This window comes from Gracilibacillus salinarum, assembly GCF_022919575.1.
Lineage (GTDB): Bacteria > Bacillota > Bacilli > Bacillales > Amphibacillaceae > Gracilibacillus > Gracilibacillus salinarum.
This window is the reverse complement of sequence record NZ_CP095071.1, coordinates 1,357,094-1,369,541: the sequence shown is the minus strand read 5'-3', so window position 1 is coordinate 1,369,541 and position 12,448 is coordinate 1,357,094. Positions and strand designations below refer to the sequence as shown.

Below are 12,448 nucleotides of genomic sequence, written 5' to 3'. Positions count from 1 at the left end.
ATGGTGCGGGGTTATGGTATGATGAATGAAGAAAAACGTGGCAAGAGTAACGGATGACTTTTGAAAGAAAAGGAAAGGTAGAGACGTATGCATGACTCCAAAAACCATTTATAAAGGAAGTACAGGGAAGCAGAAGATAGAAGCGAAATATGAAAAATATCTTGCTACTCTTCCATTTGAGGTTGAAAGGGATTATATCGATACAAGCTTTGGAACAACACATGTATTAAAAGCTGGTCCAAGGGAAGGTAAGCCGGTTTTTATTTTCCAAGGTGGGAATTGTATAAATCCTATGACATTGAGGTGGTTTTCCCAGTTAGTAAAGAAGTATAGAATATATGCACCTGATACAGTCGGTCATCCTGGATACAGTGCAGAAAGTAGAATATCAGCAAAGAATCAAGACTTCGCAAATTGGATACAAGAAATGATTCTACACTATCAAATCAAAAACTGTGCGTTTATAGGGCCTTCATATGGCGGAGGGATTATTTTACGATTAGCTACTTTTTTGCCAGAACTGATAAACTGTGCAGTTCTCGTGTCACCAGCTGGAATAACGCTAGGATCGAAATCGATCATGATAAAAAAAGTATTACTGCCGCTTATTAACTATCGCATCAATTCTTCTGATAAGCACTTAAATACCATTGCACATAATATGTCTGAAGGTACAATGAAACCGCTTGATAAAGAAATCATTGGAGATGTATTTCAATATGTCAAGCTAGAACAAGATATGCCAAAATTAACAAATCAAAAAGAATTAGAAAATTTTCTAGCACCAACATTAGTAATAACAGGGGCAAAAGACATCTTTTTCCCGGGAGACAAATTGGAAAAGAGTGCAAAGAAAATCATTCCTAATTTAATAAAACTACTAAACTATGATATGGGACACTTTCCATCGGAAACCCATTTAAAAGAAATAAATAAAGAAATAGAGCAGTTTTTGCGTATACATTATAAATAGGGAAGGAAGTCAATATGAATACCGCTGAATTGTGGCCAATGTTTTTTCTGAAGTTAATACTTATAATTGTCGGCTTGCTAGTTGTGATGTGGTGGCTTAATAAAAAAATCAGGAGAAAGTTGAATGTCGAAAAGTTACCTCCCAATCAGCATTTAAATAAGCAGCACGAACAATTAGACTGGACGATCCGAATAATCACAATCATGGTTATCGTGTTTGGTTTTCTCTTTAACAAAACAAGGGAATATGGTGATACGATCTGGTGGTTACAGCCTTGGATTCCACTTGCGGTTGGCGCACTGATAGGAGCTACAGCAAAGGCATATATGGAATGGAAATATGCAGAAAATCCAAGACAATATGTAGCAACCATCAGTGAACTGTGCTTAGCTGTTGTCTCAGTAATCGGTATCATCGCTGTTGGCTATTTTGACTTGATTTAGGGGGAGATTGCATATGAGGCAACGAACTGTAGGTATTTTATTATTCAATGAAGTTGAAGTGCTCGATTTTGCAGGTCCGTTTGAGGTTTTTTCATTAGCTGCTGATTTAGAAACGGGAGAGAATTTCTTTCGTGTAGTAACCATTACCGAAAAAGATGATGCGCTCCAGGCGCGAAATGGATTACAGGTGCTGCCAGATTATCATTTTGACAATCATCCAAAGCTTGATTTGTTAATAGTGCCCGGAGGATATGGAGCAGAGGAAATAGAAATACATAACCCTAATGTTATAGAGTGGATTCTCAAGCAACAATCCGAAGTCGATATTATTGCCTCAGTTTGTACCGGAGCATTGCTGTTAGCAAAGGCAGGCATGCTCGACGGTAAAAAAGCGACAACGCATTGGCTTGACCTCGATCGTTTAGCAAACGAATTCCCCAAAGTCGATGTCCTGCGTGGTGTGAAATTCGTGGATCAAGGAGTACTTGTTACTTCGGCAGGGATCTCAGCAGGGATTAACATGTCATTTCATTTGTTGGTACGCCTATGTGGAAAAGCAGTTGCTGAACAAACCGCCAAAAGGATGGAATATGATATTTCGTTTATGGGATAAAGCAGGATAGAACTGTGAAAATACTATAAGAACAGGTCTCGCGGACAAAATCCAGAGGATACAGCAAAAATATGTCATAAGAATGAACCTCATTGATAACCCGAAAGATGGCAGAGTTTGATTGCAAAGGAGAATGGCATGAGTACGCAGATGAAAGATTTCTTTGGTACAATCATCATTTGTATCATTGCATTTTTGCCATTTGGCAATTATTTCGACGGCGGAAACTACATAGAAACAACAGTCTATACGTTTGGAACAATTATTATTGGATTATTGTCTTATATCATCTCGTTCTTACGTCAATTACGAAGAGAAATGAGGAGAGAAGACGATTCATTATCTGAGGAGTGATCGGGTGTTAGGTGTTAATAAAGGAGAAGTAAAACTTGATCCACCTTCTGAAGATTGGAAAAGATTATATAAGAAAGAACAGCAACTGTTACACACGATTATCGGTAATGACATTGTAGAGTTGCAGCATATAGGGAGTACCTCCATTCAGCAGATCAGTGCCAAACCAATCATTGATATACTGATCGGAGTGGATGATTTATCGCGAATAGAACATTTTGACGAAACAAAATTAAACAATCATGGTTATTATCAGTTATCGAAAGTACATGTGGAGGGGAAAAGGGTTTTTGCTAAGTTTAGTAATCTGGAAAAACTGACAAAGACACATATTCTCCATGTTGTGAGATATCAGGGTCTGCTATGGAACCAGCTCACTTATTTTAGGGATTATATGAATGACAACCGAGAAAAAGCGAAAGAATATGAGACGCTCAAGCAGGAATTAGCAAGAAAACATCCTCATGATGAACGTTCATATACAATAGAAAAAAAGAAATTTGTAGATGGAATAATTAGAGATATCAACTAGAAAAAGAGGTGTAATCGATGTTTTACCACAAAATAGATGAAGAACTTTCTTTGAAATTAATAGAATTAAAAGATGCTGAAAGAGTATTTACCTTAACCGACAGTTCACGCGATTACCTGCGCAAATGGCTGCCGTGGCTTGATTTCACAACAAAATTAGAAGACACCAAAACGTTTATTAAGAATTCCTTAAAGGGCTATGCAGAAGGAGAGAGTCTCACAACATTTATTGTCTATCAAAATGAAATCGTAGGTACTGCAGGCTATAATTCTCTCGACTGGAGCAACAAAATAGCCTATATCGGCTACTGGCTTGGAGAGGACTATCAAGGGAAAGGCATTATGACACGAGTGGCAGGTGCGTTAACCGACTATGCGATAAACGAACTGAACATGAATAAAGTAGATATTCGAGCAGCAGCACAAAATCATAAAAGCAGAGCAGTCCCGGAACGATTAGGATATGTTCAGGAAGGAAGCGTCAGACAGGCAGAATGGTTATATGATCATTATGTTGATCATGTTATTTATGGCATGCTGGCGGAGGAATGGAAGAAAAAAGCCTGACCCTTTTCATCGTGCTCCTTGCGAAAATAAAAAAGAAATATACGCATATAGTGAAAAGATTAAATAGGCGAGGAGCGCGAGGTAATGGGAAACTTTCATTTGCTCAGTATGGTCAATGCAGTTCTTTTACTTGGTATGGCGACCGTTATTTTTCATCATACCTCTTTTATCACCAGTTTTCTCGCGTTAAATACGATCGCCAGCTTCGTCTCCCCCTAGCAAAAAAAAGAAAAGCTGGTGATGACACCAGTTGCCGGATTAGCCTTTCTATTGAGCTTTCCCATAATCTAATATTTACATAGTATTTCTTTCATCACTTTCCTTTACCATAGAACATTCGTTTGCTATAATAAGTAATAGAATATCAGACGTGTAAGAAAGTAGGTGTTTTCTGTTGTTGCGATTTTTAATGGGTAGTGCGACAGTGAATAAAAGCGAGCAATGTTTACAAGAGATCAGGCAAGAACTCAGGCAAGATCCCCAAGGTCCTTCCATTATTTATTTAGTCCCAGATCAAATGACATTCCAACAAGAATATGCGCTTTTAAACGGTGACGATGTAAATGGTTCGATTCGTGCACAGGTTTACAGCTTTTCACGATTAGCGTGGCGTGTTATGCAGCTGACAGGTGGTGCAACCAAGAAATATATTACATCCACTGGGATGCAAATGATGCTGAGAAAGATTGTCGAAGAGCGGACGGATGATTGGAAAGTCTTTCAAAAAGCAATTGAAAAGCAAGGTTTTATTGAACAGTTAGAGGAAATGATCACCGAATTCAAACGATATTGTGTGACACCGGATCTGATTACGGCACAATTAGGTGAAATGGATCGTTTCCAGCATAAAACGGTCAGCGAAGTAGCATTACATCATAAATTAGATGACTTATTATATATTTATCAGAGTCTTCAGCATGCATTGGCAGGGCATTATATGGATAGCGAGGATCAGCTGCAGCAATTAATAGAGAAACTTGAAGACACGGACTTTCTTGAGAATACGACGGTGTATATTGACGGTTTTCATCAGTTTACACCGCAAGAGCTGCTTGTAATCGATGTAATGATCAAAAAAGCGAAAAACGTGACAGTTACGTTAACACTGAATGAACTGAACAACGACGTGACGCCATTAGACTTATTCTACCAAACGAAAGAAACCTATTATCAGTTACAACAATTAGCTGAACAAGCATCGGTCGCGACGGAAATAGAGTATGCAGATCAGCATGGTGGGGAGAAAGATGCTTTTCTTCATTTGGATCATCATTTTGACAGCAGGCCTGTACAACCTTTTTCTGATCAAGCGCCAGTTCGTATTGCAGAAGCAGTACATCCACGTGCAGAAGTAGAGGGAACTGCTCAGGAAATTGTCCGATTAGTAAGAGATCAGGGCTATCGTTATCGTGACTTGGCTATTTTAATTCGCGAACCGGATGTGTACCATGATTTAATTACAACCGTTTTTCAAGATTATCAAATACCGATTTTCGTTGATGAGAAGCGTACGATGCTGAACCATCCTCTCATTGAGACCGTTCGCTCATTATTAGATGTAGTGGAAGGGAATTGGCGTTATGATGCCGTTTTTCGACTGTTAAAAGCTGGTTTTATTCCAAGAGGAGCCGGAGAATTCCGTTTGGATCAGGAAGCCATTGATGAGTTGGAAAATTATGTACTGGAATATGGTGTCCGGGGCAGAAGCAGATGGTTATCAGATAAAGACTGGATTTTTCAGCGATTCAGAGGGTTTGACCAATCTACCCAGACAGATCGGGAATTAGTAGCCCAAAAACGCATCAATCATTATCGGGATAAAATTGCAGAGGCACTGGCGGATATTGACACAAAGCTGCGGACATTACCAACGATCCGTCAAAAAACAATTGCCTTATTCGAGTGGCTTGAATCGATTGGTGCACCGGCGCAATTAGAACAGATGCGGGAAGATTTCGATAATCAAGGACGGGTAGAGAAAGGCCGTGAACAGGACCAGGTATGGGATGCGGTCATTCAGTTGTTAGAAGAAATAACAGAAGTAGCGGGTGAAGAGGAAATGTCACTCTCCACCTTCCGCAATGTATTAGAATCAGGGTTCGATGCCTTGCGGTTTTCACATGTGCCTCCTAGTATTGATCACGTTGTAGTTGGTTCCATTGACAGATCGAGAATGCATGGTATTAAAACAGCTTTCCTGTTAGGTGTTAATGAAGGAACCTGGCCAATGAAACCGGGTGGCGATGGACTGATTACAGAGGAAGAGCGATCAGTGTTACAAACACATGGTTTAAAGCTGGCGGAAGGTAGTAAACGTCAGTTACTGGATGATTGGTTCTACGTCTATTTAGCCTTTACCTTGCCAGCGGATAACTTATGGATCAGTTATCCAATCAGTAATGAAGAAGGAAACCAAAAGGCAGCTTCCTCTTTGATAAAAAGAATGGAAGAATTATTTCCTCATCAGCAAAGTCGATTATTCTTGCAGGATCCGGAGGAAATGACAGACGCCAATCGCTTTGTCACGACACCCAACAAAACACGAGGTGCGTTGACAGCACAATTGGCAAGAAAGCTGAGAGGTTATCCGATCGATTCAATTTGGGAATATGTGTTGAATTGGTTTATTGAACATTCGGACAAGCAGCAGATTCATCAGCAAGTATTAAAGAGCTTGTTTTATCAAAATAAACCAGTGGATCTGGATAAGGATACGGTACAAGCATTGTATGAGAAAGAAATCAACGCAAGTGTATCGAGACTGGAAATGTATCATCGTTGTTCCTATCAGCATTTTGCCAGGTACAGCTTAGGATTGGAAGATCGTCCAACCTACAAACTGGATGCACCCGATATCGGTCAATTATTCCATGAAGCGTTAAAACAAATTACCGAATGGATTCAGAAAGAAGGCAGGCAATTTGCAGATGTTTATGATCTGGATGCCAGGAAGTATGCAAATCGAGCGGTAGGTGAACTGGCGAATGTGTTGCAGCATCAGATTCTGCACAGTTCCAATCGTTATCAATATATCCAAAAGAAATTAGAAAGTGTCATTGCAAGAGCAACCTTTATATTAAGCGAACAAGCGCGTAAGACACACTTTGCCCCGGTAGGCTTGGAAGTTGGTTTTGGTTATCCGGATCAATTGCAGCCATTAACGGTTCCGTTACCGAACGATCATACGTTATTGTTACGTGGACGTATCGACCGGGTTGATCAAGCATTTGAAAATGAACAGTTATATTTACGAATAATAGATTATAAATCCAGTGCAAAAGGGTTAAATCTAACGGAAGTGTATTATGGACTTGCATTACAGATGCTGGCTTACTTAGATGTCGTATTGCAAAACGCAGAGGGCTGGCTTGGACATCCGGCCTCACCAGCAGGGGTGCTCTATTTCCACGTGCATAATCCGATGATTTCAGCAGACGACTTTTTATCGGAAGACAAAATTGAACAAGAAATCTTCAAGAAGTTCAAAATGAAAGGTCTGATGGTCGACCAGGAAGAGGTTGTCCGGATGATGGATACTACATTAGATTATGGTCGAAGTAATATTATTCCTGCTGGCTTCAGTAAAACAGGGTCCTTTTATAAAGGTTCACAAGTAGCAGAGCAAAATGTTTTTAACGAACTGCAAGGCTATATTCACCGGTTAATGGAGAATGCCGGCCTTGCGATTACAGAAGGAAAAGTAGACCTTAATCCGTTCCAGCAACAGCAATTAACAGCCTGTACGTTCTGTGATTTCCGTTCTGTCTGCCAATTTGATCCGACACTTGCTGAAAATAATTATCGTAAATTAAAAGAAATGAAAGACGAAGAAGTAATCGAAGCAATCAAGCGGGGTGAAGCATAATGCCGCAATGGACAAAAGAACAAGAAGATGCTATCTACCAATCCGGTAAGAATATTCTAGTGGCAGCAGCGGCAGGATCGGGAAAAACAGCGGTATTGGTCGAACGCATTATTCAAAAGCTGTTGCACGAAGAGAAACCGGTCGATATTGATACGCTGTTAGTCGTTACCTTTACAAATGCGGCAGCACAGGAAATGCGTAATCGAATTGGTGCTGCCATTGAAGCGTCATTAGAAGAAAATCCGCGTTCCACACATCTGAAAAAACAATTATCATTACTGCAGAGCGCGTCGATCTCGACCTTACACGCCTTTTGTATGGATTTAGTCCGTAAGTATGCCTATCAAATTGACATTGATCCCAACTTCCGGATTGCAGACAATATGGAAGCTGATCTGATCCGTCAAGATGTACTGGAAGAACTTTTTGAATCGTGGTATGGGGAAGAAGATGAAGAACAACAAGCTGCCTTTTTCTCCGTTGTTGACCGATTTAGTAATGATCGAAACGATTTAGAAGTAGAATCACTCATTTTAAAAATGTATGAATTTTCGATCCAGCATCCAAGTCCAGATGACTGGCTTGATCAAATGGCAACTATTTATCAAGTAGATCCAGAGACGAATGAGGAGGAGATTCCTTGGCTTCAATTGCTGAAACAAGAAGTGATTGAACAGCTGAATGTAATGGAAATGCTGGCAGATCAGGCGCTTGATATCACAAGAGCAAGTGATGGACCTTATCAGTATGCCGAAGCGATTGATGCGGATAAAGAAATGATCCAGCAAGCAAAAGGAGCGATCCAGATCTCATGGGATGAAGCTCGTTCTGTTTTTGCTGGAAGTAAATTTAAGGCGCTATCCCGTAAGAAAGTAGAATGTGATGAAGCCAAGCGAGACCAGGCCAAAGATTTACGCGATCAACTAAAGAAAAGGTGGGACAATATTGCGAAAAATTGGTTCACCAGAAGTTTACAGGCGCATATTACCGATATGCATGCTCTTTATCCGACAATTGTGAAATTAACGGACATGATCAAGCAATTTAAAGCAGGATACCAGGAAGCAAAAAAAGAAAAAGGCTTAGTAGATTTTGCAGATTTGGAGCATTTTGCATTAGATATTTTAATGAAGGATAAGTCATCGCAAGAGGCATCTTCAGTAGCAGTTGACCTGCAGCAGAAATATTCCGAGGTAATGGTCGATGAATATCAGGATACCAACATTGTACAGGAGACGATCCTCACACTTGTTTCTGATCAGCAATCTGACGGAAACATGTTTATGGTAGGAGATGTGAAACAAAGTATTTACCGTTTCCGCCATGCTAATCCAGCACTATTTATTGAAAAATATAACCGCTTTTCCAAACACGATGATCCCGGCTATCGAATCGATTTGGCACGGAATTTCCGAAGCAGAAAAGAAGTCTTGACATCGGCAAATTACATCTTCAGGCAGCTATTCGATCCTGATGTTGGTGACATTGAATATGATCAAGATGCCGAATTAATCTATGGTAACACCGATTATGAGAACGTCCCATTTCCTAATGTTGATACCGAATTGTTGGTCATAGACCAGGAAACGCAGGAAAGTGATCCGTCTGATGAGGAAATGGAGAATGAAGAAGACCTCGAAAAGGCCCAACTCGAAGCACGTGCCTATGCAACAAAGATCAAACAGTGGATCGGTGCGAACGAGGAAGAGGCAACTGAAATTATGGATAAGCAAACAGGACAGCCGCGTAAGGTAGAATATCGCGATATCGTCATTCTGTTACGCTCAATGACATGGGCTCCAACCATTATGGAAGAGTTTAAGAAACAGGGAATCCCTGTATATGCAGAGTTGTCATCCGGGTATTTTCAAGCTATCGAAATTCAGGTGATGATCAGCTTGCTGAAAGTACTGGATAATCCAAGACAAGATATTCCGTTAGCTTCTGTGTTAAAGTCGCCGATTGTAGGCTTGAATGAAAATGATCTGACTCAGATCCGCCTTGCCAAAAGAGGAGCACCTTATTACGAGGCGCTAAAGGCATATCTGAAAGCAAATCAACACGCGCCGCTGGAACGATTTATGTCCCAATTAACCTATTGGCGGAAAGAAGCGAGACAAGGGGCTCTTTCCACGTTGATCTGGGAGATTTTCCAAGAAACCGGCTATTACGATTTTGTCGGAGGTATACCAGGCGGTCGTCAACGACAGGCGAACTTACGAGCACTTTATGATCGGGCGAAAAGTTATGAGGCAACATCGTTTAGGGGGTTATTCCGTTTCTTACGATTTATTGAACGAATGGAAGAGAAGGGCGATGATCTTGGCGCTGCGAAAGCTCTCGGTGAACAAGAAGATGTGGTCCGTATCATGACCATTCACAAAAGTAAAGGGTTGGAATTTCCACTGGTAATTGTCGGGGCGGCGAATAAGCAGTTTAATCAGCAGGACATTCGGGAGAAGTATTTGTTGCACAAAGAACTTGGTTTTGCTTCGAAATATATTGATCCTGTTAAACGAATCATGTATCCGACTTTAATTTATCATGGGATAAAGAAACAAATACAACGTGAAATGCTTGCGGAAGAAATGCGTGTGCTGTATGTAGCGTTGACCCGTGCGAAAGAGAAAGTCGTACTGATTGGAACGGTTAACTCATTTGAAAAGAAGAAAAAGAAATGGGCGAATATCTTGTCTCATCAGGACTGGGTACTGCCTTCCTATTACCGTCTTGAGTCATTGTCCTATTTAGATTGGGTTGGTGCCAGTCTTGTCAGGCATCAAAGTGGAGAAGTACTTCGGGAACAAGACAATCCATTATATGTACCGAGTGATATAGCAGAGGACCTTTCTGTCTGGAAAATTGACCGAATCCACCAGAGTCAGTATCAAACGATTGATGAGAGCAATCAGGAAGAGGTTGAAGCTATTCAACAGGCTATTTACCAGTGGCAAGGCCTCGGATTAGAAGAGGAACAACAAGCACAACAGGTGAAGCGTCAATTGGAGTATCAATACCCATATCAGGATTCTGTCTTTTACCGTGCGAAACAGACTGTAACAGAAATGAAGCGTCAGCATGAGGTAAAGGACGACTACAGTGCACAGCAGATCATTGAACCATTTCGTGCGCCGATACGAAAGCGACCACGATTTATGCAGTCAGAAGAGAAATTAACAAGAGCAGAAATTGGTACTGCGATGCACACGGTTATGCAGCATATCCCGTTATCCTCGGACTGGACAGCCTTGTCTTTAGCGGAATATATTGCACAGCTGGAAGCGAAGGAAATACTGACTGCTGATGAAGCGTCCGTTATAGACGTTGAGGCAATAGTGGCATTCTTTCAAACGGATATTGGAAAACTGTTAGTACAAGCAGAACAGGTAGAACGTGAAATTCCTTTTAGTTTGACATTACCTGCCCAGGAAGTATATCCAAATTGGAATGAAGCACAACAGGAAAGAATCTTTTTGCAAGGGGTTATTGACTGTGTGATCAAGACGGAGCATGGCTGGTTATTATTAGATTATAAGACCGATCAGATAACAGAAGATCACTCAGATCAATTAGAACAGAAATTACACAACCGTTACAAAGTACAAATAGATCTTTATGCAAAAGCACTTGAAACTATTTGGAATCAGCCTGTAACGGAAAAGTATTTATATTTCTTTGATAAGGCATTATTGGTACATGCATAAGGAGTACAACTCCTTATGCATTACCCCCAATTACCTGGTCAACAGCATCCGGATCAACTGCATTGGTAATGTTAAAACCAGTATTGGTGTTAGAGAAATCACCATTATTATTGGCACCAGCACCACTTGCTGATTTTGATGCACTTTTCGGCGAAAGATAGAAACTGTCACCAAAATTAATAACACCACCACCAACGCTATTTATTTTAATTGGTCCTACGATAGAAGGCATTTTTTCACAACCTTTCTAATATATTTCATTAATGATTCTCACCCTTATTATTATCTGTTAGCATACGAATGTGTTTGATTTTCGATATTGCATTAATATGTTTGTTACTGCCTAACTGTACGACCCCAGATGAGGAAACCCCATTTATAAAAATAGAGGATACGGAAATGTTGGGGTGGTGATTGCAGTGCTCACCTGTTACGGTTTCATGATCTTGCAGAGGATAGAGTTCCGTGTTGAAAATCGGATATTGCTCTAATTCGAAACCTTTGTCAGACGAAATACCGCCTTCTTTTTGGACTGCCAGTACGTCTGCCCTAGGTTCAATTTCCTTAGCATCACCGATTTGAAAGATCGAACTATACGATAAACTCTCCATTTTTAATTGTTTAACTCTAGTCATTCGCGGGAACATCTGTAATCAACTCTTCATTTCTCCTAGTCGTATTGTCCACACCAACGACATAGGATTCCGGAGGTGTATCGAATAAAGATGCCAGATGAATTTCATGGCTGTCACCCACAATAAAAAGTGAGGAAGCAGATACCCCGAGTATGGAAATGTTCCCGACACCAATATTCCAGTTGTTGACTTGATAATGCATACTTATTACCCCTTTTGTTGATTTTCGAACCATCTTCTTAATCCTGTCTGCAATTCCTGTTGAACATTTGATAAGATATGCTGTGGCATCTGATCTGGTGGCACCTTGGCCTGTTGATAATGGGCGATGCGACTAGTCAATTGTTGCTTTAAGTCCTTGAGTAATGTTTGACGGTAACTCTCATCTAATGGATATTGAAATTGCTCCTCTAACGATTGAATGTATGGAGGTAAGTCTTGATTTACATAGTGTTCTAATGTCTGATGAACTGACGGCATTGGGCTGCCTGTTGCCTGAGGGATAGAGAAGTCCTCCATCTGTTGTAGATCTTCTGGCGTTACCCCAATGTGCAGGGAGCCGTCTAGCCGTTCGATCTTTAACTGGTCAAAATGATATTCTAACTTTTCAATATTTGTTTTCGGACCGGTTTGTTGCTGTTCAAGCTGCTGGATGCGATTCTCTAAGGAGTTGATCTGTTGAGATTGTTGCTGCACTTGCTGCTGCAGTTGATGAATGTAATAAGACATCATGTGATAATCCATATTGATTACTCCTCTCTGA

Annotated in this window: 13 protein-coding genes; 9 read left to right on the top strand and 4 right to left on the bottom strand. The window is 40.5% G+C overall.

The genetic code is table 11. From position 1 onward, the window contains the following. Positions 1-91 precede the first annotated feature (91 nt). The 9 genes from MUN87_RS06630 to addA all read left to right on the top strand — a co-directional run bounded on the left by MUN87_RS06630 (position 92) and on the right by addA (position 11,050). Positions 92-973 carry an alpha/beta fold hydrolase gene (locus MUN87_RS06630; RefSeq protein ID WP_244746922.1) on the top strand — a complete coding sequence of 294 codons (882 nt, stop codon included), beginning with the start codon at positions 92-94 and terminating at the stop codon, positions 971-973. Positions 974-987: 14 nt separating this feature from the next. Further along, positions 988-1,416: a DUF4181 domain-containing protein gene (locus MUN87_RS06625; RefSeq protein ID WP_244746921.1), complete on the top strand. Its 429-nt coding sequence runs from the start codon at positions 988-990 to the stop codon at positions 1,414-1,416. A 13-nt stretch (positions 1,417-1,429) separates the two neighbouring features. Then, a complete protein-coding gene (locus MUN87_RS06620) occupies positions 1,430-2,029 on the top strand; it encodes a DJ-1/PfpI family protein (protein WP_244746920.1) in 600 nt (199 codons plus the stop codon). Between the two features lie 138 nt (positions 2,030-2,167). Next, positions 2,168-2,383, top strand: coding sequence for a hypothetical protein (locus MUN87_RS06615; RefSeq protein ID WP_244746919.1), 216 nt, complete (start codon positions 2,168-2,170; stop codon positions 2,381-2,383). 4 nt (positions 2,384-2,387) lie between these two features. Then, positions 2,388-2,915: a GrpB family protein gene (locus tag MUN87_RS06610; protein WP_244746918.1), complete on the top strand. Its 528-nt coding sequence runs from the start codon at positions 2,388-2,390 to the stop codon at positions 2,913-2,915. A 17-nt stretch (positions 2,916-2,932) separates the two neighbouring features. Next, positions 2,933-3,481 carry a GNAT family N-acetyltransferase gene (locus MUN87_RS06605; RefSeq protein ID WP_244746917.1) on the top strand — a complete coding sequence of 183 codons (549 nt, stop codon included), beginning with the start codon at positions 2,933-2,935 and terminating at the stop codon, positions 3,479-3,481. Between the two features lie 84 nt (positions 3,482-3,565). Further along, a complete protein-coding gene (locus MUN87_RS22275; protein WP_255840638.1) occupies positions 3,566-3,700 on the top strand; it encodes a hypothetical protein in 135 nt (44 codons plus the stop codon). Positions 3,701-3,872: 172 nt separating this feature from the next. Next, positions 3,873-7,346 carry a helicase-exonuclease AddAB subunit AddB gene (addB, locus tag MUN87_RS06600; RefSeq protein WP_244747904.1) on the top strand — a complete coding sequence of 1,158 codons (3,474 nt, stop codon included), beginning with the start codon at positions 3,873-3,875 and terminating at the stop codon, positions 7,344-7,346. After that, the gene (addA, locus tag MUN87_RS06595) at positions 7,346-11,050 is read left to right on the top strand and encodes a helicase-exonuclease AddAB subunit AddA (RefSeq protein ID WP_244746916.1); all 3,705 of its coding nucleotides are present in this window, start codon (positions 7,346-7,348) and stop codon (positions 11,048-11,050) included. Before addB ends, addA begins: the two co-directional genes overlap by 1 nt. 13 nt (positions 11,051-11,063) lie before the next feature. On the opposite strand, the gene MUN87_RS06590 is transcribed toward addA, so the two are convergent. The 4 genes from MUN87_RS06590 to gerPC are packed head-to-tail and all read right to left on the bottom strand — an operon-like array spanning position 11,064 to position 12,429. Further along, positions 11,064-11,282 carry a spore germination protein gene (locus MUN87_RS06590; RefSeq protein WP_244746915.1) on the bottom strand — a complete coding sequence of 73 codons (219 nt, stop codon included), beginning with the start codon at positions 11,280-11,282 and terminating at the stop codon, positions 11,064-11,066. Positions 11,283-11,310: 28 nt separating this feature from the next. After that, positions 11,311-11,685, bottom strand: a complete 375-nt coding sequence (locus tag MUN87_RS06585) for a spore germination protein GerPE (protein WP_244746914.1) — start codon at positions 11,683-11,685, stop codon at positions 11,311-11,313. Then, positions 11,678-11,887 (bottom strand): spore germination protein GerPD, encoded by a 210-nt coding sequence (locus MUN87_RS06580; RefSeq protein ID WP_244746913.1) that lies wholly within the window; start codon positions 11,885-11,887, stop codon positions 11,678-11,680. Before MUN87_RS06580 ends, MUN87_RS06585 begins: the two co-directional genes overlap by 8 nt. Positions 11,888-11,892: 5 nt before the next feature. After that, entirely contained in the window at positions 11,893-12,429 is a 537-nt protein-coding gene (gene gerPC, locus MUN87_RS06575) for a spore germination protein GerPC (RefSeq protein ID WP_244746912.1), read from the bottom strand. Positions 12,430-12,448 lie beyond the last annotated feature (19 nt).